Here is a 23,285-nt window from a genome sequence, read left to right as displayed (position 1 = left end):
TTCATGATGGTTAGTTCGCGAAAAACAATTCGCGAAGGTCAATCAGCAAACAAAACAATACCGACTCTGATAACATGAGTCGGTATCAGTATCTTATTTATCAAGCTGATTAATACTAATCCGGTTATTGGCATCAAGAATAGTTGCCTTGGCTCGGATTTTCGCTTCAAGCTGGTCAATCAAATTATTATTATCGAGACGCTCTTTTTGGCGAACACCATCTTCATAAAAACCGCTTTTTGTTTTTGCGCCAGTCACACCCAATGTTGAGACTTCAGCTTCTCCGGGGCCATTTACAACACAACCAATGATGGAAACATCCATTGGTGTGATCAAATCCTCAAGACGTTGTTCAAGCGCATTCACTGTACCGATAACATCGAATTCCTGACGAGAACAGGTCGGACAGGCAATAAAGTTGATGCCTCTTGAACGAATGCGTAATGCTTTCAGTATATCAAAGCCGACTTTAACTTCTTCCACCGGATCAGCAGCCAGGGAGATGCGCAAGGTATCACCAATCCCTTCGGATAACAGAATACCCAGACCAATTGAAGATTTCACCGCACCTGCACGAGCCCCGCCGGCTTCTGTAATACCCAAATGCAGAGGTTGATCGATTTTTCGCGCCAGTAAACGGTAAGCCCCTACTGCCAGAAACACATCAGATGCCTTAACACTGACTTTGAACTGATCAAAGTTAAGACGGTCAAGAATATCGACATGGCGCATAGCGGATTCAACCAAAGCTTCTGGTGTTGGCTCTCCATATTTTTCCTGTAAATCTTTTTCTAAAGAGCCGCCATTCACCCCAATACGAATAGGTATATTATTGTGACGGGCACAATCCACAACCTGACGAATACGTTCCTCGTTACCAATATTACCGGGATTGATACGCAGACAGTCAACACCATATTCCGCAACTTTCAAAGCAATACGGTAATCAAAATGGATATCGGCAACCAGCGGAACATTGACTTTCTGTTTGATGGATTTGAAGGATTCCGCCGCATCCATGGTTGGAACCGAAACACGGACAATATCAACACCTACACGCTCCAGCGATTTGATCTGATTGACTGTCGCTTCAATATCGGTTGTTCGTGTGTTAGTCATTGACTGCACCGCAATGGGTGCATTATCCCCGATGGGTACACTACCAACATAGATACGTGTGGATTTACGTCTTTTTATCGGTGATTCATTATGCATTTTTACATTACTCCCCTACATCCCTGTATTTTGCTTATAAAAATTACAACATGCTGTGCTCAATAATACACGCAGGCGAACCTGAACCCCAGTTCAACATTCGCCCAAACCGCGAGTCAGTTTATGGCAATGTCAGTCTGGCAGCGGAACCTTTCTTAATAAACTCATCAAGATCCACGTGGTTCCCTTGAAACTCTATATTAACCTGAGCTGGTGCACCTATATGTAGCGAGTAAGGTAAAGTACCTGACAATTTTAGGCTATCGCCCCTATTTTTGGTGCCGCTAAACAGTTTCTTTCCTTTGGCATCTTTGATATCTAACCAACATTCACCAGTAAAGTTAATGACCAGTTCATTGCTGTTCACTGCACTGATCCGACTCATATCTGTCGATGGAGAACTAGCAACAGAATTTGATGCTGTGCCCGTTGCTGATACTGCATGCTCTATATCTTGGTTTGTAGAAATACTTTGCTTTGTAGAAGCAACATTGTTCGTGGCAACAGTGTTACCGGAAGTAATGCTATCAGACACAGTATTACCGGAGACATTATTCACAGCGGGTTGATTACCCGGTAATGGAACAATTTTAGACTCAGTTGCTACAGGCGCAGAAGCGCTGGAAGATGATGGAACATTGCTGTTGGTAGCGGCATCATTTGATGGTACAAGCGTATTTTTTCCTGTTGAAGACGGCGCACTGGCGGGCGCAGAGTTTGCACTGGATAATGCATTACCAGCTTGTAGCTGTGCCTCAGTTTGCTCTGTCATGGAAGCCAGTTCTTTTTGTTGTGCCTTATAATTCTGCCACCACCACAGGCCGGTCATTCCCAATAATATGATTATCACAAACCATGTTACCTTCATCAGCCAGCCATCACGCTTTTTACGTATTTTTTGGGCAGAAAAGCTCTGCATCGGAGAAGTTTTTACTGCCTTATTCGGCATTTGTGCATCCAGCTTGGTTAAAAGCTCAGATTCAGGTACTTGGACAAGTTTTGCATAGGCACGAATATAACCGCGGAAGAATGTCGGTACGATATTGGCAGGGACATTATCTTCTTCGATATCACGAACAGTGGACACTTTAAGACACAAGCGATCTGCCACAGTTTGCTGAGAAAGCTCAAGTTTTTCACGAGCCTGACGCAAGATCTGACCTGCTGTCAGATTGGCTTCTTCTGGGTAAGTTTCAGTCTTCATTATCTAAGGACACTGGTACTGTTCAGGTTTAAAGTATTTACACAAATTAAATTGATATAACATCCAACTTAATTTGTGTAGCGAAATCATTTCATACTGCGTCGAACACAGAAAATTATTTGTCACAACCTACTGATTAAAATCTGTATTATTGCAATCAACATTGACTGCAATAACATAAGTTTGTGTTATTTTTCGTGGACAACTTTTTAGCTTCTTCGTACCGCTTTTGTTCACAGAGAAAAACGGAATAATGGCGTACTACAGTATCATTTCCCGTCGCGTACTGCATTGCCATTCTATAATACCGGTCAGCTGATTCAGGCTGGCCTGCATATTGTTCATGCAGTGCCATCCCCAGATGCGCTTCTGGATGGCGAGGTTCCACCAGCAGAATTTTTTCAAAATGAAATTTGGCAGCCGGTAAATTCCGTTCTGCCAAATACGCCTTCCCTAGCTGTAACCGAGTATCTACTGCAACAACTTGATGGGCACGGCGTTGAGGATGCGCCACACAGCCAGCCATCAAGCTACAACAAACTATAGACCAAATTATTGATTTCCGTATCATACTATTTTCATTTATCAGAATATGCCAAACTATGTCTAACTTCGCCAAATTTTTAGCTATTTACCAATATTAAACAGAAAATTAGACTGTTTTTACCTGAATAGGTTCACCTGCCAGACGTTTTTTCAACGTCCGCTTTGTTCTATCAATGACATCACCAGCAAGCTGTCCACAGGCAGCGTCAATATCATCTCCCCTTGTTTTACGCACAATGGTGGTAAAACCATATCCCATCAAAACCTTCGCAAAACGGTCAATTCGGCTGTTGGAACTACGTCCATAAGGCGCACCAGGAAACGGGTTCCATGGAATTAAATTGATCTTGCTTGGTGTATCTTTCAGGCATTCTGCCAATTGGTGTGCTTGTTCCACGCTGTCATTGACATGGTCAAGCATCACATACTCCACCGTCACCCGACCCTGGTTAGCATTGGATTTCGTCAAATAACGACGGACACCTGCCAAAAACTCTTCAATATTGTACTTGCGGTTAATCGGGACAATTTCGTCACGAATATCGTCAGTCGGTGCATGGAGAGAAATTGCCAATGCAACGTCAATCATATCACCCAATTTGTCCAATGCAGGTACTACACCGGATGTTGATAGAGTTACACGACGTTTTGACAGACCAAAACCAAAATCATCCATCATGATTTCCATAGCTGGCACAACATTGTTTAAGTTGAGCAGCGGTTCCCCCATTCCCATCATAACCACATTGGTGATTGGACGACGGCCACTGGATTTCAGCGAACCAATAATTTTAGCAGCACGCCAAACTTGACCAATGATTTCAGAAACCCGCAGGTTACGGTTAAATCCCTGCTGCGCAGTGGAGCAAAATTTACATTCCAAAGCGCACCCTACCTGAGATGAGACACACAGTGTTGCGCGATCATCTTCTGGGATATAAACCGTTTCAACCTGTTGATCACCAACAGTAATCGCCCATTTAATAGTACCATCCGAAGAGCGCTGTTCTTCCGCAACTTCAGGTGCACTGATTTCAGCAACTTGTTGTAGTTTTGCTCTGAGCACTTTGTTGATGTCTGTCATTTGCTCAAAATCGTCATAGCAATAGTGGTAAATCCATTTCATGACCTGATCGGCACGAAAAGGTTTTTCCCCCATTTCAACAAAAAACTGACGCATCTGTTTACGATTGAGGTCAAGCAAATTAATTTTGCCGCTTGTCTTATCTCGTGTAAAAGTTTTATCTGGTGTGAAAGATGTGGCGGAAGTTGAAGATTGTACGGTTGCGTTAAGTTGGGACATTGTTACATCGCCTCGTTGTTACACTTTCGGCTCTGTGCTGATTTTATTTCAGCACTAAGTTTTCATGCGGTGACTGCCAGTTCAATAGACACTGTTTTAAAGAATATATTCCGGGAATGTATCCAGAAAGATGTATTCAGCGTAAATTGATATATAAGATATACATTTCATATATAAGTATAAAATAGTAAACGCCCCGCTAAATCAAATCAGCGGGGCGCGGTATTGTACAAACTTTACTGTACAGATGCTACGAGTAACTGAAAGTATCCCTTTTCAAGCTGTATTTAGGATTGGCGGCATTCATTGCCCCCTTTCCTGTAACTTGATATCTATTGGGTAGATTCAGTGGTATCAGTAGCGAGGAAAAACTTCATCATCACTGAAGAAATAAGCAATTTCACGGCTTGCAGATTCAATAGAGTCTGAACCGTGAACAGCATTTTCAGTAAAGCTATCTGCATAATCTGCACGCAGAGTACCTGCCAGAGCATTGTCCGGGTTAGTTGCCCCCATCAGATCACGATGACGCTGAACTGCATTTTCACCTTCCAGAACCTGCACCATAATTGGGCCAGATGTCATAAATTCTATCAGGCCGTCAAAGAAAGGGCGGCCTTTGTGCTCAGCATAAAAACCTTCTGCTTGTTCACGTGTTAAATGCAACATTTTAGCCGCGATGATTTTAAAACCAGCACTTTCAAAACGGGCATAGATGGAACCGATAACATCTTTCTTCACAGCATTAGGCTTAATAATGGAAAAAGTACGTTCAATCGTCATTGGATAACCTCTTTGGCACTTTCAGCGATGACTCATTTTAATTCCCTCTGACAAGGCAGAAGGACAAGATTTATCCTGTTTTCCTGACAGGAATAAAAATAGGCGTTGATTATAGGAGGAGACTTCCTGCTTGCCTACAAGAAACACAACATATTATTAAAATCTTCTTAGCGAAAATTATAATTTTTTAGCACAAATCACATTTTCACTGTATAACTCAGTTTAAGACAATGTGAGATAAGCCTGTTTTCAGTACTCAATTACAAAACGGTATCTTTCACGCATTGAATAAAAGGCTTGAGCTGCTCTTGTCTTTGCTCATCCAATGGTTTCTTAGTTTCATCAGAAACTTCAAATTTCCCTTTAAACTGCTCATTACTGTCTTTTGTTGTCTTATCAGATGTAACAATAATGCTAAAGGTATATTTATGCCCTTCGGGCAATAAATATGTACATTTTTTCAATGCACCGGGCTTCACTGATTCTTTATTTGCTATTTTATTACCAACCTCTTTGGCTGGTGTATCAGCCAAAGAGAGCGGAGCATAAAATAACCCCAACAGTACAGCATATAAAAATACTTTCATCTTTATTTCCTCACTGGAGAACTTGACATAACATCTATAAACAGATTGAAACTTATTGACTAACCGTCTTTAAATTCCAATATTTTCAATGCAGAACAATAGAAGCAAAACAACAGTAAAATTATTTGAAAACCAAAATCACTATTAACATCATGTTTATATTAGAATATTTATTCAATATCACAAGCCATTACCTAATCACTGCACCACAAAATTAATTACACTGATTTGTCCACTCAAATCTAAAACACTAAGTTGATATTTCCCCGGATGAGATAAGACCTTAACCCACTGCTGGTTATTTTCAGTCACGGCAACTTGCTCACCATTCAAAAACCACCATTGTTGCCCGCTACCACCTTGTGTTGCTATTCGCAAATCCAGCGTCTTTTCCCCCGGAATACGCTTTAGAATATCGCCCTCACGGATACCTACAATCAATAATGGTGCCTCATCTATTTTCATCGGAGGACATTGAGGGTTAATTGCCGGCAACCGATTTAAACGCCGCTCTTTTTCCGGTAACCATGCTTCCAATGCAATCGGCCACAAAGCTATTGTTTCAGGTCTGGCATCAGGACAATCAGAAGCAACCCGCAGCCCATTTTTATCTTCCCATATCCGTTCATTGATACCTGAAATAGATTCCTGCTCCGCCGCCAGCAATGTTGGTGGGAGCGTATTATCCAAAACCCAACTCAAATGGCGCTGGCGGCAATTATTATCGTCTCTCTTAAGTACAGTACCACCTGGCCAACAGATAACTGCCTGACTGACACTTTCCGGCCTCGGATCAACAGGAATATACTGAGAACCATAATACAAATTTCTCATGAGTAATCCATTAATCTGGTTCATGATAGGTATTGCTGTAGCATAGCCAAATTGCCCTACCACTGGCGTTCCATCCGGTCTTCCCACCCAAACACCTATGGTGTAACGAGCATTCAGGCCAATGGCCCACGCATCGCGACAACCATAACTGGTGCCTGTTTTCCATGCTAATGGTACTTCAGCAGGCAACACGCTATCCGGCAATGGGCGACTTTCTCCCGCCATAATCCTTCTGACAATCCAGGCGGCACCTGCCGTAATCAGTTGTCTGTCCCGGATCTTCTGCTGTAGGGTAAAGCGCAACGGAGAGACTTTCCCCTGACGGGCAAAAGCACTATAAACAGAAACCAGTTGATCCATACGAACTGATGTCCCACCAAGTATCAGTGCCAGATTTGGTTCACTGCTCAATGGAAAACGCAATACCATACCTACATTGCGCAAATTAGCAGTAAACCTTTTAGCCCCATACGCTTCAAGAAGCTGTACCGCGGGTAAATTCAATGAACGTACCAGTGCTTCGCTGGCACTAACCGGCCCATTAAACCCACTATCGAAGTTTCCCGGCCGATAATCATCAAAACGGCGGGGAACATCTTGCAAAAGAGATTCAGCGTGAATTAATCCATCATCCAGAGCCATTGCATACAAAAAAGGCTTTAGTGTAGACCCCGGAGAACGCCATGCACTGACCATATCGACATGGCCGAAACGACTGTTATCCTGAAAATCCACCGAACCAATGTAAGCCTTGACTGTCATATCAGTATGATCAACCACCAGTACGCCAACAGACGTTTTTTCCGCCAGTTGATATTTCCAGTTGAGCACCAAATCTTCCAACTGACGCTGCAATCCTGTGTCAATAGTGGTTTGTATCACTTCCTGTTGAGTTTCCTGTACCATTCTCCTTGCCAGCAATGGAGCAAGCTGAGGAACCTGACGGGGAGCAAGCCATAGATTTTCCTCTGCTATATCTGCTACTTTTTCTGCTGACCAAACACCATATCGTTTCAATCGCTGCAATACCTTATCACGGGCAGCCTGAGCCCGTTCCGGATAGCGATCCGGCCTTAAACGACTCGGTGCTTGTGGCAATACCGCCAGTAATGCCGCTTCACCAGATGAAAGATTTGATGGGGGCTTTCCCAGATATGCCCAACTTGCTGCTCCAACGCCTTGCAATGTGCCACCAAATGGTGCTCTGTTTAAATACATCTGCAAAATTTCATCTTTGGAATAATGCCACTCTAATTGCAGGGTGCGCCAAATCTGTTTTAATTTCCCTGCAACAGTACGTGGATGGGGATCTATCAAACGGGCAACCTGCATTGAGATAGTACTGCCTCCTGATACAATCTTTTCGGCACGTATATCCTGCCAGGCCGCCCGCAATAATGAGATGGGATTAATGCCGGGATGCTTGTAAAACCAACGATCTTCATAGGCTAACAGAGCCTGAATATATTCAGGAGAAACTTGCGACAAGGTAACGGGATAACGCCAGACTCCTTCACTATCAGCAAAACGCCATAGTGGTGAACCATCTGCTCCGATGACAACACGTGCCATTTTGACGTTTTTTAATGGCAGTGGCCAAATTTTATCAGCCAGCCATAGAGAAAGAGGCAGAATCAGTAAAATTGTCAGAGGGATCAGATAAATGCGGCGGAAGAAACTTTTCATTAAAACTGTATCCATAAAATTCAGCCTTTATATCCTTCATCTTTCGGGTTGCCTCTTTGTTGGCTACAAAAAAACCACTGAAATCCATAGGGTATATACCCTATGGATTTCATCGGAAATAAGGGCCGGTTTGTGATTAATGCACAACCTCCAACCTTTCCTCCGTTTCACCTACTGCTCGCCAAACCGGTACATACATAGATTCAACTTGTGGTGCTGGCACCTGATAAACCCCCGGTGCAACTGCGCGGGCTAAATAGAGCAAGGTGACTGGTCGATAAGGCTCAACGGAGACAGCAGCAACAAAACGATCATCGCGGTACTCGATATGACGAATATTCGCCATCTGCATATCGTTAATAGCCTTTTGCAGAGCAGTAGTGCTTTCACTCAGGCTGGCACTGCTATGCGCCAGATTTTGATTCTCAATTTCCAATCCGGCAGGCAATAAATCGACAACCAGCGCATCCGATACAGGTTCTGTCGCACTGATTTCCAATTTCACGACCATCATTTCACCACTTTTCAGACGATCCGGATAATAATTTTCACCATTCAAATCAAGATAGGTACGCTTAATATTCAGAATGTTTGAATAAGGTTTTGGTACATGCAATGGATAACCCACCACACTCAGACGTGAATACAATGTACTCTCACCACGATTACTGATTTCAATACCTTTCAGGATCTGCTTCGCAGTCAATGCATTATTTAATGCGCTATCACGGTTAATCGGTGGTATTTGCTGACTAATGACCGCATTCCAGGACGGCTCGTCAGCATCAATAAAATAGCGCCCAGCCAGATAGATGGCATTGCTTTCCTGTGTAGAGAAATAACGATGCGCGGATAACTCATTAGATAAACCGAGTAGTTTTTCATCACGCTCGTTTAACATTATCTTGTTTTCAGTCAATAGAGCAACAATCAAGGCGTTGTCACGGATTGTGCTACCATAATCATGCAGACTATAACCGGATTGACGGGATTTATTCACACCTGAACGAATCGCCTCATTACCACGAGTATTATCTCCCATCATTTTCAGCGCGATCCCCAACTGTACCAGAGACAAACCATTACCAGCCTGCCCTCGTTGTTCATAGAGTTGTCTTAAACCACTTAATGGAGCTTTTTGCTGGCTTGCCAAGACCAAACCCGCATATGCCTGTACAGAAAATTGTGTTTTACTGCGTGCACTGCTGTAACGATCGTTGATAATATTTTTATCCTGTAAGTAACGCAGAAGTCGGTTATTGGCAGTCTTCAGGGCATCAGCCGGGATACTGTAACCTTGCTGATTGGCACGGAATAAGAAATCTGCCGCATAAGCCGTCAGCCAGAACTTTTCCTCGCCATTACTATCCCATAACGAAAAGCTGCCATCATGACGCTGCATACTCAGCAAGTGGGTAATACCGGTATCAATGGCTGCTCGCCGCTTTTCGTCACTTTGTGTATTGATACCCAATTTTTTCAGTTCAGCTTCATTGGAATAGAGTGATGGGTAAAGCCCACTAATCGTCTGCTCCAAACAGCCATATGGGTAAGCATATAATTCGCGAATATAACGTGCAATTTGCAGTGGTGGCCTGCTGGTCAGTAAGAGCTGCCCCTCCAGTGTTTCTGGTATCAAATCAGCGATAGTGTCTTGTGGTAACCGCCACTCTTCGCCTTGTCGGATAATATCATCAAACTGTATGGTTGCAGCCGGATGTGCCGGACGAACCGCAATTTTCCAGCTACTTGTATACTGTTGCAGTTTTTCGTTGGGTACATTCAATCCATCAATTGTCAGGAAAATTTCCCCTTGTCCAAACCCATGATCTGCTTTGACCGGAATTTGAATAGTGGTTCGTTTTCCTGTTTCCAAAATAATTTTTCTACTTACTGGATTCTCTAACTTTATCAATCCGCTTGTAGTGAAATTGAGCGTCAGTACTTGCGGTTGTTCAGTTAAGTTGGTGAGATCCAATGCTAACTGAGATTGATCGCCACCTGCCATGAAACGAGGTAATGACATCTGGCTAACAACCGGGGCAGCGACTGTAACTTTACGCTCACTGTATCCGAATTCGTTATCACTCCATGCTTGTGCCATCAACCGGAGTTCACCATTAAAATCAGGAATAGGTAAGGTAATTTCACCTTCTCCATTAGCATTCAAGGTAATTGGTTTAACTTGTTCGGCAATGATATTGACTTCTGTCAGTGGTTTTTTGCCTCCCCTTTCGAGCGTATTTTCATCACCATCGCCACCAAAGCGTAAATTTGCTTTACGTCCTTCAGTTTCAATTAAATGACCATAAACATCATACTGATCAACGCTATAACGTTTACGCCCGAAGAATGCTTCATAAGGATCTGGAGTCTTGAAGTTAGTAATACTGAGTACACCTGAATCAGCAGCAGAAAGCAGAACATAAACTTGCTTTGGCAATTCCTTACTTACTGGCTGGTCTTTGCCCTTCTGAAGTGTTGCCTTGATTTTGATTTTAAGATCTTGATTCGGGCGTATCTTATCTGGCGCACTCAGTGTCAGATTCAGCTTACGCCCTTCGTCCATCAACGGCAGATGCAATACACCAATTGCCCGTTTCGATGTTGCCTGACGATTTTTATCTCCCGGCCGTATAACAACCGCAGTCAGATACAAATCATGGCGAGCCCACGATGAATTAATGGGTATATCAATATCCAGACCTTTTGCCGGAACATCAATTTCCTGCCACCACAACGGACCATCACTGGATTCCAGCAGTAAGTAGCCCTTACCCGCCTGTGGTGCAAGCATATGCAGTTTTACTTTATCGCCTGGTTTATACGCGGGTTTGTCCAATGAGAGTTTGACTTGATCCGGACGGATTGCACCTGTTCCATCCGTATTATCCTGCCATGAATAACCTGCCCAGAAGTTCAGGCTGGTTACAAGCTGATTTTTCTGATCCACTATTTCAATGCGGTAAGAACCCCATTCAACCGGGAAACTGACTTTTGCTGTACCATTTTCCGCAAGTTGGACAGACTCATCTGCCATCACCAAATCTTTCTGGTCATATCCCGAATCCCAACCGTTACTGTCTGACCAACGCCAGTAATAATCCCGACGTTCATATATCAGGCGAGCTCTCAAATCATTTGTGGCATATTTCTTACCATCCGCATCCGCATAAACGATGCCAAACTCTGCCAGTGAGTTTTCATCAACGTTATAGCGATTTTCATCACGGCCTGTACTGTAATTATAAATAGATTTTTTATTGAAGAGCGGACGTATGCCAACCAGCTTGTCAGCTGGCCAAACGGCTTGCTCAGCACGACGTGTCACCGGACGTCCGCCAGATTCTAGCAAGCTGGCCTGTACGATAATTTTTACCGGAGATGTTATATATTTCCAATTATCATCACCGACAGAAATGACCGTTTTTCCTTCACTATTTAACGTCAAGTCGAACTCATCCAGAGTTCTGTTCAATCCCTCTTCTTTCGAGGAGCCAAACTCATATCCCGATAATTTCGCCACCGCATCACGAGCTGGACGCATAAACAATTGGCCTTGCAGCCGATTCTCAACTGCTGGTGCTCCATATAGGTAACGACCAGTTATGGCAAAATTAACACTTTTATCTTTCAATACTGGTCTATTGCCATTATTTCCCTTAATTTCCAATGCCATACGTTCGGGCATAAAATCTTCCACATTAAATTTGTAATAACGCGGAGTGTTGTCACCTAAATCAAAACGCAATGACCACATGCCTGTTTCGGCGGTTTTTGGGATCGGGTAACGATACTGATAAAGTCCATTTTCAGGTTGCCAGACAAAACTGCGCACAACCTGATTATCCGCTTTCAATACATCAACTTTTACAGGTTGGGGCTTCAACAAACGGCCATCAGCATCTCGCAGCAAGCCATTCACAATCAGCGTTTCTCCAGGACGATAAAGATCCCTTGGGCCAAACACAAAAAACTGCTTGCTATACCCTTGTGTGCCGCCGATATCAAACTCAGAGAGATCCAACGCAGGATATGACAAATCGATAATACTGGTTTGATTGCCCTGGATCGCCAACAATAATTTTGCCTTGGCATTTTTTTCCAGCGTGGTGTGACCATTATTGTCTGTCGTGTTTTTTGACAGAAGTTGTCCCCCCGCATCCAGCAAACGAATTTCAACACCTTCCAGGCTGGAGCCTTGTTCCAATGATTGTACAAAAACATCTATCCGATTCAGATAGCTGTGCATTGAGACGCCAATATCACTCAGCGTAAATAACATACCAGGATTACTATAGGTATATTTTCCGGCCTGCTGCATGACAGCCAGATAAACACCACTTTTTTGCAATACTTTAATATCATTCAGTGGCAATAATAGTTTTTCACGAGTATTAGGTGCCGGATTCAGGTCAAAACGCCCGGTATAAACTAAATCAGCACGCTTCAGGAAATTTTCAGAATCCCAATATTCCATACTACTGCGGTATTGCCAATCGGCGATGAATTCAGGTAATGATGTCTCTTTGATGCGGAAAAAGTTGACATCAACCTGATCAACATTGAGTGCCAAAACAGGTAAACCTTCTGCTGTCTTACTCGGTAGAAGAACCCCTTTGCTGGCAAAACCAACGGTAGGTTTAATGGGAGCAGTCTGGAATTTTTTCTCATAGGGACTTACCAGTTGACGCCCATTAATGCCTTTTAAACCTTCATCAACAGTTAACTGTAACTCACGATCAGGCGGTAAATGACGGAGCCTTAATTCCGTCTGGTTATCAGACAGTTCCCAGGCACCCTCCAATTTTCCAGATTTCACATCAACCAAGTGAACTTTCTGAGAAAAATTCTGGTCAACCTGTAAAGGAATAGAAAACGTCACAACCATTGCACTGGCACCATCCAACTGCAACTCTGAGGCATCTAAGATAGTAACTTCTTTACCCGCATAACGTTGTTGCTGTAATTGAGGTACAGGTGATTGAAGTTCCCGTTTTGCAGTATCAGTTGTTCTTTGTGCCGTTGAAATTGTCGGTTTCTCTGATTTTCCCGTATTTTCATTGTCCTGGGATTGATCACATCCAGATAGGGTACATAGCGCAAAAAACGCAAACAGTGTAGCAACCATTAATGTGATGAAGCGCTTTCTCCTTGCTGTCCATTGCCTCAGTTGATATTGACGCATAACCGTAATCCTTATCGTTTACCAGCTGGTTTGGGATAATATTTTTATAGATATTTATCCAATTTAGGAATCTGTGATTTCAGATTTTCGAGGTCTTTCGCAATATTTTTGGCTTATTGCAGGAAAATGACAAAAAGAAGCCAGACAAAACTCATCATCACACAATCCCTGAGTTGGTACAGAACTTAACTTTTATTTACTGATTCAGTACAGGAATGGTATCCCTCAGCCAACTGCCTAACTTCCGCTGATAAAAAGGCTGAGTATGCTGGATCAGATAATGGCTAATCCCATTATTTTTTTCATCAAGCAAACAAAAATCCACCGACTCCTCTTCACTCAAATATTCACAAGCTATTTCACCAGCAGCCTGAATAAGCATATTAATGTCATTATCTGTGGATGCTCCATTCATTTCTAACCCAATAAGCAGGTTGGGTTTTTCATCCTGTTTTTTATCATGCACCATAACCAGAAATGCCCGTCGTACTGGCTTATGTTGCTTAAATAAATTACTCAAAGCCTCAATAAGCTGAATGGGCGGTTCTTCTGGTTGGCTGAGAGTAATACGACTTCCACTCGGAACCACAATTTCAGAGGCAACAACCCCGTTTGACAAGCTCATGAAAATCTCCGAACACATATTTGTACTGAAGTTAACAAATTGAAGTTAACGACCATTGAAAGACTCTCAATCATAGCCTCCCCATAAAAGGGAGGCCAGATAAGAAAGGCGATCTTAAAATGAGTTTGGTGTCACAACATTTTGTGCATAAAAATCCTGACATTACCTGATGGCTTACAAGCTACCTCGCCAAAAACACTGTATCCTTATTTTGCTTTTGTCAGCAATAAGTTGGCGATGGTACGCACACCACACCCTGTCGCACCGGCTGACCACTGTTCAACCGCAGATTTACGGTAGGTCGCTGAACAATCGATATGTACCCAGCCTTTTTTGTAATTTTCTACAAAATGAGACAGGAAAGCAGCCGCAGTGCTCGCTCCTGCTGAATGAGAAGGCGACGCAATGTTATTCAAATCAGCAAAGCTGGATGGCAACTGATTACGGTGGAATTCGGCTAATGGCAGACGCCAGAATTGTTCATGTTCTGCATCCGCTGCCGCCAATAAATCTGCCGCTAGTTGATCATCAAAACTGAGGACAGAGTGGTAATCATTACCTACTGCAATTTTTGCTGCTCCAGTCAATGTCGCCGCATCAATGATAAGAGGCGCATTTTCCGCACTGGCATCAATCAAGCCATCAGCCAGTACCAGACGCCCTTCTGCATCAGTGTTCATGACTTCAACGCTTTTGCCATTACGATAGCGAATAATATCGCCCAATTTGAACGCATTGCCACTGACCAGGTTATCAGCAATACACAAGAATAGTTTTACACGCTGTTTCAGGCCGCGGCCAATCGCCAGTGCCAATGCCCCTGACAGGAGCGCTGAACCTCCCATGTCAGATTTCATGGAATCCATGGAGTTGGAAGGTTTCAGGCTATATCCCCCTGAATCGAAGGTAATACCTTTACCGACTAAGCAAGCGAATACAGGTTGGTTTTTATCTGTCGATGGATTGAAATCTAGTTCCAGAAAAACAGGAACACGGCAGGAACCACGACCGACAGTATGTACACCAACATAGCCCTGCTCATGTAAAGCATCGCCTTTTATAATGCGGTAACTGATTGCAGTTCCCGCTACATCGTTAAATAAATCAATGACACGCTGAGCAAGCTGCTCCGGCCCCAATTCTTCTGCTGGAATATTGGTAGTATCACGCACCCAGTCGATGAATTTGATCCTGTGCTCCAGTTCTTGTTTTTCCACTGCACTCAGTTGCGGCCATTCAATAGTACGTAGCCCCTTTGGTGCCCGGAATCCCAGCCAGAATGCCCAGCTTTTTTCCAGATCCCAACCATCGCCAGCCAAAGCGACGTTAGAAATACCTTGTCCATTAATTTTTCGTCCTGCGCGTTGGATAACCGCCAATTTACTACTTATATCCGACTGGCTGTCTGATAAATGAATTGTAATTCCCTGATCATTCGAACTAATTAGCGCTTTTTCACCCCAGCATGCTTTAGCTGGCTCATAAGACAGAGTTATCGGCATGATTTGCGCCGGTATAGCGTGCTTTGTCATTTTCTTCTCTCTTCTTATTTTATTTTCACTGTTTTTACAGCAAGGGCCATGAATGCAAAAAAACTGGCAGTTGCCAGTTTTTCATTAAATGCAGACTATGCCAAGTGATTGAACAAGAATTGGTGAATTTGCACTTTTTTTCGCACTAATTGTTTGTGTAACTGATTTGCATTACTCAAATTCATCCAACCAAACCAACAAAATGGCTTCTAATATTTTTTCGTTGGATTTTTCCGGATCATCATCAAAACCATCCAGCTCACAAACCCATTGATGCATATCGGTAAAACGCACTGTCTTAGGATCTAAATCCGGGAACTTATCGTACAGTGCTTCGCCAATATCACGGCTGTCAGACCATTTCATTTTCTGTGCTCCTGGTTAGTTCTCAGATCAGTGCTCACGTGCATGGTTAATCGTGTACTTAGGAATTTCAACAACCAAATCCTCATCAGCAACTTTAGCCTGGCATCCTAACCGACTTTCAGGCTCCAGCCCCCATGCTTTGTCCAGCATGTCATCTTCCATTTCAGAGCTTTCTTCCAATGAGTCAAACCCTTCCCTGACAATACAATGACAAGTAGTACATGCACAGGATTTTTCACAAGCATGCTCTATTTCAATGCCATTACGCAGTGCAACGTCCAGAATCGATTCACCTTCCTTAGCTTCCAACACTGCTCCTTCAGGGCAAAGTTCGTTATGAGGTAAAAATACAATTTTAGGCATAATTAAATCTCATCCACAGAATGGCCCGCCAAAGCCCGGCGGATTGATGTGTCCATGCGACGCGCGGCAAATTCCTGCGTTTGTTCGTCCAATTGTTTAATTGCACTTTCAATCACATCAGGAGACGTTCCCTGAGCACTCTCAATTAATACTTGTACGGCAGCATCAATTGCCGCATGTTCTTCCTGACTGAGTAAATCAGCATCTTTTTCCAGTGCACTGGTTAAACTTTCCAGCACTCGTGCTGCTTCTACTTTTTGTTCAGCCAGCTTACGCGCCTGAATATCTTCCTGCGCATTGGTCATTGACTCTTTGATCATTCGGGCAATTTCTTCATCGGACAAACCATAGGAAGGTTTCACCTGAATGGAAGCTTCAACACCCGTCGATTTCTCCAGAGCACTGACACTTAACAAACCATCAGCATCAACCTGAAAAGTAACACGAATATGAGCACCACCTGCCGGCAGTGGAGGAATTCCACGCAATGTGAAACGTGCCAGTGAACGGCAATCTGTCACCAGCTCTCGTTCCCCCTGAACAACATGGATGCTCATTGCACTCTGCCCGTCTTTAAAAGTCGTAAACTTTTGTGCTCTGGCGACAGGGATAGTGGTATTGCGCGGGATCACTTTTTCTACCAGGCCGCCCATGGTTTCAAGGCCCAGTGACAGTGGAATAACGTCCAATAGCAACATTTCACTATCAGGTTTATTACCGACCAAAATATCAGCCTGAATTGCCGCACCAACAGCGACAACTTTATCCGGATCGATAGAGGTCAGTGGTTCGCGATCAAAAAACTCACCAACCATACTGCGTACGAGTGGTATTCTTGTTGAACCGCCTACCATCACAACCTGTAATACTTCATCGGTAGTGACACCCGCATCTTTCAATGCCCGACGGCAAGCCATTAAGGTGCGTTTAACCAGTGGTGTGATCAATTCATTTAATTCATCACGGGTAATACTGCCTTGCCAGCCAGCAATGTTGACTGTCACTGAATCTGCATCACTCAAGGCAATTTTGGTTTGTGTCGCAATATCCAGCAATTGACGTTGTAAGCCGTGGCTATTATCAGTGATGCCTGCCTGCCCACGGATCCAGTTTGCCAACAGGTGATCAAAATCATCGCCGCCAAGCGCTGTATCTCCGCCTGTTGCCAGCACTTCAAAGACGCCACGACTCAAACGCAGGATAGAAACATCAAATGTTCCACCACCCAAGTCATAAACTGCAATAACCCCTTCCTGACCTGAATCAAGTCCATAGGCAATAGCAGCTGCGGTTGGTTCATTTAAGAGACGGAGGACATGTAAGCCCGCTAAACGTGCGGCATCTTTCGTTCCCTGACGTTGTGCATCATCAAAATAAGCAGGAACAGTGATGACAACGCCATCAAGTTTACCATCCAAGGTTTCTTCTGCCCGTTGCGCCAACGATTTCAATATTTCAGAAGAAACCTGAATAGGATCGACCAGACCTGCCACAGTATCAATTAACGGTAACCCATTTTCACTAGCCTGAAACCGGTAGGGGAGATTCGGATAACGTTGTTGAATATCAGCCAGAGAACGCCCCATCATACGTTTGACGGAACTTATAGTATTAACAGGATCAGAAGCCGCCTGTTGGCGTGCCTGCCAGCCAACTTGAATTTCATCTTTGCGGTATTGTGCTTTTCGGTATCGTACAACAGAAGGAAGCAAGTGACGGTTTTCACTATCTGCTAAGGTCTCAGCCTGACCACTACGGATTGTCGCAACCAGGGAGTGTGTTGTGCCAAGATCAATCCCCGCCGCCAGACGACGCTGGTGTGGTGCGACAGATAAACCAGGTTCACTGATTTGTAATAAAGCCATGTGTGCCCCTATAAAAACTCTTTATACCGGTCGTCTTTCAAGTTGCAGCTTCGTTGGCTGCATCCTGAAATCCATAAGGTATAGCTAAATCAGCAAGCGTTATTCACCAAAAAGCGATTCGGCTAAAAATCATCCAGCAATCGTTCTTCCAATTGCTCGACCTGCTGCTGCAATTTGTCCAAAAAGCGTAACTTACGGACAGTATCGGCTGCAATTGGCCATTGTTCGGCATCCAGTTGCTGTTCCATCTGCTCGCTACGAGTTTTAATCATTTTGTTCAAGCGAGATGAAAAACCTGCTAATGCAACATCTGGCTCTGCGCTATGTTCAATAATATCAAGCTCTTCACGCAACTCTAATTGCTGCATCAGGAAAGCAGTATCTTGCATCGTATGCTGTTCGTTGGATAAATCGAACCCTTGCTGAGACAACATATATTCTGCACGTTTCAGGGGATGTTTCAGAGTCTGATAACCATTATTGATGGTTGCTGCTTGTTGAAGTGCCAACATTTTCTCGCGCTCTGGCTGATTGGCAAAACGATCAGGATGAAACTGACGCTGCAACTCCTGATAGCGGGTCGCCAATTGTTGGCGGTCTATCGCATAACGCGCAGGCAACCCGAATAAAGTAAAGTAGTCCATAAGTTACTCTTGGTTTCGCAAAGTGCAGGGGGGTTAAACGTTAAAACTTTCCCCACAGCCGCATTCGCTGGAAACATTGGGGTTGTTGAATTTAAAGCCTTCGTTCAGGCCCTCTTTGACAAAATCCAACTCTGTACCATCAAGATAAACAATGCTTTTACCATCAACGATAACTTTCACGCCCTTGTCTTCAAAAACCTGATCTTCATCATCAATTGCATCGGCAAATTCAAGCACATATGCCATACCAGAGCAGCCGGAAGTTCTCACTCCCAGTCGCAACCCAACACCTTTCCCACGATTATCAAGAAAAGCTAAAACACGCCGGGCTGCACTTTCTGTCAAAGAAATTGACATACAACACCTCACTTTTAACACTATGATCTTTGAAGCTATGATCTAGGAAATTATCACCTTCAAAACCAGTAAAGGTGGATATTGCTTCAATATCCACCAAATTATTTTCTTTTAGCCAAAAGAATTACTTAGCCTGGCGTTTGCTCTTGTAATCCGCAATTGCAGCTTTAATCGCATCCTCTGCCAGAATAGAACAGTGAATTTTCACTGGTGGCAGCTCCAGCTCGTTAGCAATCTCCGTATTTTTGATTGCTTCAGCCTGCTCCAGTGATTTACCTTTCATCCACTCTGTTACAAGAGAGCTGGAGGCAATTGCAGAACCACAGCCATAAGTTTTAAAACGTGCGTCTTCGATGATACCGTCATCGTTGACCTTGATTTGCAGCCGCATGACATCACCACAAGCGGGTGCACCAACCATGCCACTACCTACTGAAGGGTCTTCATTGTCAAATGATCCAACATTACGTGGATTCTCATAGTGATCAATTACTTTGTCGCTGTAAGCCATATCGTTACTCCTGAAACCGTCTGATTAATGATGAGACCATTCGATGGTGTTAAGATCCACCCCCTGTTTGAACATTTCCCACAATGGAGAAAGTTCACGCAGGCGACCAATTGAGTTGTGAATCAACTTGATTGCATAGTCTATTTCTTCTTCTGTGGTAAAACGTCCCAAAGAGAAACGAATAGAACTGTGTGCCAGCTCATCATTCATGCCCAGTGCACGCAGAACATAAGAAGGCTCCAGACTCGCAGAAGTACATGCTGAGCCAGAAGAAACTGCCAGATCTTTCAGCGACATCATCAATGATTCACCTTCAACATAGTTGAAGCTGACATTCAGAATGTGTGGCGCACCCAGTTCCAAATCACCATTCAGGTAAACTTCTTCAATATCTTTAATGCCGTTCCATAAACGCAGGCGCAAACCACGCAAACGTTCTGATTCAGCTTCCAATTCTTCTTTTGCAATGCGGTAAGCTTCACCCATTCCCACTATCTGATGAACAGGCAATGTACCGGAACGCATACCACGCTCATGACCGCCACCATGTTGCTGTGCTTCAATGCGGACACGAGGTTTACGGCGAACATACAGAGCACCAATACCCATCGGGCCATATAGTTTGTGAGCAGAGAAAGACATCAGATCAACTTTCAGTTTGCTGAGATCGATAGGCAATTTTCCAACACTTTGCGTTGCGTCAACGTGGAAAATAATACCACGACTACGGCACATTTCACCGATGGTTACGATGTCCTGAACAATGCCAATTTCGTTGTTGACGTGCATGATAGAAACCAAAATCGTATCATCACGCATTGTGGCTTCCAGCTCTTTCAGATCAATCATGCCATTACTCATCGGTGAAAGGTAAGTCACCTCAAAACCTTCGCGTTCCAACTGACGGCAAGTGTCCAAAACAGCTTTGTGTTCAGTTTTGCTGGTAATAATGTGTTTGCCTTTTTTCTGATAGAATTTTGCAGCACCTTTAATACCAAGGTTATCTGATTCTGTTGCACCTGAAGTAAATACAATTTCACGCGGATCAGCACCAACCAGATCAGCAATTTGATTACGTGCAATATCAACCGCTTCTTCAGCTTGCCAGCCAAAACGATGTGAACGAGAAGCAGGGTTACCAAAAACCCCGTCCATAGTCAGATAGTTCATCATCTTTTCAGCAATACGCGGATCAACTGGGGTTGTTGCTGAATAGTCCAAATAAATGGGTAATTTCATTGCTCACATGCTCCGTAAGACTCTTTTAATACTTCTGTTTGCCGCTTTTTAAGCACGCAGGTTAATGTTAATCATCTCCTGAACCCTGCCATTAGCTGTACGGCGCTTATCGCTGTCTTGACGATCAGCAACGTCTAATACTTCTTGATTATTCACTAATTCTTCTAAGCTGATGCTGTTCAGGAAACTCGTGATGCGATCACTGAGATCACGCCAAAGCGCATGGGTCAGACAGCGATCGCCACCCTGGCAGCCTTCCCTGCCCTGACAACGAGTTGCATCAACGGATTCATCAACAGCAGAAATCACTTCGGCAACGAAAATTTCACCGGCATCTCTGCCTAATAAATAACCACCGCCTGGACCACGGACGCTAGAAACCAGACCATTCTTACGTAGGCGAGAAAATAACTGCTCAAGATAGGAAAGGGAAATTCCCTGACGCTCAGAAATATCAGCTAATGGCACTGGCCCTTCTTGTGAATGCAATGCCACATCTAACATGGCAGTTACCGCATAACGTCCTTTTGATGTCAGTCTCATAACAAAAACTCCATGGTGAAATATGGGTAAAATTGTGACATTCCTGAGTGTTTTAGTCAACTATTTAACCTAGTAATTTACTCAACTATTATTTGGTTGTCTTTCATTCTGTTACCACCCATATTCTCCATTATAGAGACTATTTTCTGCCAGATTCCGATGATTTCCCAGCCCATTTTTCCACAGAAGTTAAAATACCCCGCAGGATATTCAATTCCTGAATTTCCGGACGTGCGCGGGTATAAAGGCGTCTTAATTTGTTCATTATCTGACCAGGATGCGCTTTGCGAATAAAACCGGAATGACTTAGCACCTGTTCAAGATGCTGATAAAAACGTTCCATATCTTCAGCTGGTGGGTATTCAGCTTCATGATCGGCAGCATTCGCTTTTTCCTCAGTAATAAGGTGTGCCATACGAATCTCATAGCTGACTAATTGAACAGCCATGGCCAAATTCAACGAACCATATTCTGGGTTAGTCGGAATATAAAGATGATAGTTACACTTCTGGAGTTCTTCGTTAGTCAGCCCCACACGCTCACGACCAAACACAATAGCCACCGGTGAATTTTTAGCTGTTTTGACACAGTGTTCACCACACTCACGTGGTTCAACCATTGGCCAGGAAAGTGTTCGGGAACGAGCACTGGTTCCAATAACCAGTTCACACCCAGTCAATGCTTCATCCAGAGAATCCACGATAGTGGCATTACCGATGACATCACTGGCACCGGCTGAAAGTGCAATGGCGTGAGAATCAGGTTGGACGAGCGGGTTGACCAAATAAAGATTGGTCAATCCCATTGTTTTCATAGCTCTGGCAGTTGAACCCATATTGCCTGTGTGGGAAGTTTCTACCAGAATAATGCGGATGTTCTCTAACATGACAGCTTTTAATTTCAGTATAAGAGCCGAATATCTTAACACAGCATTAGTCATTTTGACGAACTACTGCTATAATACGCGCCGATTTGTTTCCCGTTCTTTAAAATCCTGGTGGAAGATACCCCATGCATCCGATGCTAAACATCGCTATACGCGCTGTGCGTAAAGCCGGCAATTACATTGCTAAAAGTTATGAAACTCCTGATGCTATCGAAGCAAGCCAAAAAGGCAGTAATGACTTCGTCACTAATGTTGATCGTGAAGCAGAAAAGCTGATCATTGATATTATCCGTAAATCTTATCCTAAGCACACTATCATCACCGAAGAAACTGGTGAGCATTTAGGTGAAGAAGACGATTTCCAATGGGTGATCGATCCACTGGATGGCACCACTAACTTTATTAAACGTCTCCCTCATTTCGCTGTTTCCATCGCTGTGCGCATCAAAGGCCGCACCGAAGTGGCTGTTGTTTATGATCCAATGCGTAATGAATTGTTTACCGCAACCCGTGGTCAAGGTGCTCAATTGAATGGTTACCGCTTGCGTGGTACCAATGCTCGTGATCTGGATGGTACTATCATTGCCACTGGTTTCCCATTCAAAGCCAAACAACACGCTATCCCTTACATGAATGTACTGGGTAAATTATTTGAACGCTGTGCAGATTTTCGTCGCACTGGTTCTGCGGCTCTGGATATGGCTTATGTTGCCGCCGGACGTGTTGACGGTTTTTTCGAAATCGGCCTGAAACCATGGGATTTTATGGGGGGTGAACTGCTGGTACGTGAATCTGGCTGTATTGTGACTGACTTCGTTGGTGGTCACAACTATATCAGTTCCGGTAACATCGTTGCAGGCAGCCCACGTATTGTTAAAGACATGCTGTCTGAAATGCGCGAAGAATTAACTGAAGCACTGAAACGTTAATTATAAAATAACCAATTGAGCAATGTTACTTTCAGGGCACAAACTTATTGGTGCCCTTTTTTATTTACGATTTTATTGA

The 23,285-nt window shown here is 43.7% G+C and carries 20 protein-coding genes; 1 reads left to right on the top strand and 19 read right to left on the bottom strand.

The features are described from left to right. Positions 1 to 93: 93 nt before the first annotated feature. From ispG to trmJ, 19 genes are all read right to left on the bottom strand, one after another. Positions 94 to 1,215 (bottom strand): flavodoxin-dependent (E)-4-hydroxy-3-methylbut-2-enyl-diphosphate synthase, encoded by a 1,122-nt coding sequence (ispG, locus tag BDD26_RS11540; protein WP_038267899.1) that lies wholly within the window; start codon positions 1,213 to 1,215, stop codon positions 94 to 96. Between the two features lie 121 nt (positions 1,216 to 1,336). Further along, positions 1,337 to 2,419 (bottom strand): cytoskeleton protein RodZ, encoded by a 1,083-nt coding sequence (gene rodZ, locus BDD26_RS11535; RefSeq protein ID WP_115826598.1) that lies wholly within the window; start codon positions 2,417 to 2,419, stop codon positions 1,337 to 1,339. Between the two features lie 157 nt (positions 2,420 to 2,576). Beyond that, positions 2,577 to 2,933: a tetratricopeptide repeat protein gene (locus BDD26_RS11530; RefSeq protein WP_232217529.1), complete on the bottom strand. Its 357-nt coding sequence runs from the start codon at positions 2,931 to 2,933 to the stop codon at positions 2,577 to 2,579. A 138-nt stretch (positions 2,934 to 3,071) separates the two neighbouring features. After that, positions 3,072 to 4,268 (bottom strand): dual-specificity RNA methyltransferase RlmN, encoded by a 1,197-nt coding sequence (gene rlmN / locus BDD26_RS11525; RefSeq protein WP_038267886.1) that lies wholly within the window; start codon positions 4,266 to 4,268, stop codon positions 3,072 to 3,074. 354 nt (positions 4,269 to 4,622) lie between these two features. Then, positions 4,623 to 5,051, bottom strand: a complete 429-nt coding sequence (gene ndk, locus BDD26_RS11520) for a nucleoside-diphosphate kinase (protein ID WP_115826597.1) — start codon at positions 5,049 to 5,051, stop codon at positions 4,623 to 4,625. 260 nt (positions 5,052 to 5,311) lie between these two features. Next, entirely contained in the window at positions 5,312 to 5,638 is a 327-nt protein-coding gene (locus tag BDD26_RS20175; RefSeq protein WP_232217528.1) for a hypothetical protein, read from the bottom strand. Positions 5,639 to 5,836: 198 nt separating this feature from the next. Beyond that, positions 5,837 to 8,158, bottom strand: coding sequence for a peptidoglycan glycosyltransferase PbpC (gene pbpC, locus BDD26_RS11510; protein ID WP_115827546.1), 2,322 nt, complete (start codon positions 8,156 to 8,158; stop codon positions 5,837 to 5,839). 136 nt (positions 8,159 to 8,294) lie between these two features. After that, the gene (locus BDD26_RS11505) at positions 8,295 to 13,346 is read right to left on the bottom strand and encodes an alpha-2-macroglobulin family protein (RefSeq protein WP_115826596.1); all 5,052 of its coding nucleotides are present in this window, start codon (positions 13,344 to 13,346) and stop codon (positions 8,295 to 8,297) included. A gap of 196 nt (positions 13,347 to 13,542) precedes the next feature. Then, on the bottom strand, positions 13,543 to 13,971 hold the full coding sequence (locus tag BDD26_RS11500) for an enhanced serine sensitivity protein SseB C-terminal domain-containing protein (protein WP_115826595.1): 429 nt from the start codon (positions 13,969 to 13,971) through the stop codon (positions 13,543 to 13,545). A gap of 206 nt (positions 13,972 to 14,177) precedes the next feature. Then, positions 14,178 to 15,488: an aminopeptidase PepB gene (pepB, locus tag BDD26_RS11495; protein ID WP_425330441.1), complete on the bottom strand. Its 1,311-nt coding sequence runs from the start codon at positions 15,486 to 15,488 to the stop codon at positions 14,178 to 14,180. A gap of 186 nt (positions 15,489 to 15,674) precedes the next feature. Next, entirely contained in the window at positions 15,675 to 15,869 is a 195-nt protein-coding gene (gene iscX / locus BDD26_RS11490; protein ID WP_038267874.1) for a Fe-S cluster assembly protein IscX, read from the bottom strand. Positions 15,870 to 15,896: 27 nt separating this feature from the next. Beyond that, entirely contained in the window at positions 15,897 to 16,232 is a 336-nt protein-coding gene (gene fdx / locus BDD26_RS11485) for an ISC system 2Fe-2S type ferredoxin (protein ID WP_038267871.1), read from the bottom strand. Positions 16,233 to 16,234: 2 nt separating this feature from the next. Continuing rightward, positions 16,235 to 18,097 carry a Fe-S protein assembly chaperone HscA gene (hscA, locus tag BDD26_RS11480; protein ID WP_115826593.1) on the bottom strand — a complete coding sequence of 621 codons (1,863 nt, stop codon included), beginning with the start codon at positions 18,095 to 18,097 and terminating at the stop codon, positions 16,235 to 16,237. A 122-nt stretch (positions 18,098 to 18,219) separates the two neighbouring features. Further along, positions 18,220 to 18,741, bottom strand: a complete 522-nt coding sequence (hscB, locus tag BDD26_RS11475; RefSeq protein WP_038267864.1) for a co-chaperone HscB — start codon at positions 18,739 to 18,741, stop codon at positions 18,220 to 18,222. Between the two features lie 33 nt (positions 18,742 to 18,774). Continuing rightward, positions 18,775 to 19,098, bottom strand: coding sequence for an iron-sulfur cluster assembly protein IscA (iscA, locus tag BDD26_RS11470; RefSeq protein WP_038267861.1), 324 nt, complete (start codon positions 19,096 to 19,098; stop codon positions 18,775 to 18,777). A 124-nt stretch (positions 19,099 to 19,222) separates the two neighbouring features. Beyond that, positions 19,223 to 19,609, bottom strand: coding sequence for a Fe-S cluster assembly scaffold IscU (gene iscU / locus BDD26_RS11465; RefSeq protein ID WP_038267846.1), 387 nt, complete (start codon positions 19,607 to 19,609; stop codon positions 19,223 to 19,225). 24 nt (positions 19,610 to 19,633) lie between these two features. Next, positions 19,634 to 20,848 (bottom strand): IscS subfamily cysteine desulfurase, encoded by a 1,215-nt coding sequence (locus BDD26_RS11460; protein ID WP_038267843.1) that lies wholly within the window; start codon positions 20,846 to 20,848, stop codon positions 19,634 to 19,636. 48 nt (positions 20,849 to 20,896) lie between these two features. After that, complete coding sequence (gene iscR / locus BDD26_RS11455) at positions 20,897 to 21,391, bottom strand: Fe-S cluster assembly transcriptional regulator IscR (protein ID WP_038267840.1); 495 nt, start codon at positions 21,389 to 21,391, stop codon at positions 20,897 to 20,899. Positions 21,392 to 21,530: 139 nt separating this feature from the next. Next, positions 21,531 to 22,277 carry a tRNA (cytosine(32)/uridine(32)-2'-O)-methyltransferase TrmJ gene (gene trmJ / locus BDD26_RS11450; RefSeq protein WP_115827545.1) on the bottom strand — a complete coding sequence of 249 codons (747 nt, stop codon included), beginning with the start codon at positions 22,275 to 22,277 and terminating at the stop codon, positions 21,531 to 21,533. Positions 22,278 to 22,402: 125 nt separating this feature from the next. Between trmJ and suhB the strand changes: the two genes are divergently transcribed. Then, positions 22,403 to 23,206 (top strand): inositol-1-monophosphatase, encoded by an 804-nt coding sequence (gene suhB / locus BDD26_RS11445; protein ID WP_038267838.1) that lies wholly within the window; start codon positions 22,403 to 22,405, stop codon positions 23,204 to 23,206. Positions 23,207 to 23,285 lie beyond the last annotated feature (79 nt).

Source organism: Xenorhabdus cabanillasii (assembly GCF_003386665.1).
Classification (GTDB): Bacteria; Pseudomonadota; Gammaproteobacteria; order Enterobacterales; family Enterobacteriaceae; genus Xenorhabdus; species Xenorhabdus cabanillasii.
This window is presented reverse-complemented; position numbering and strand designations above follow the sequence as displayed.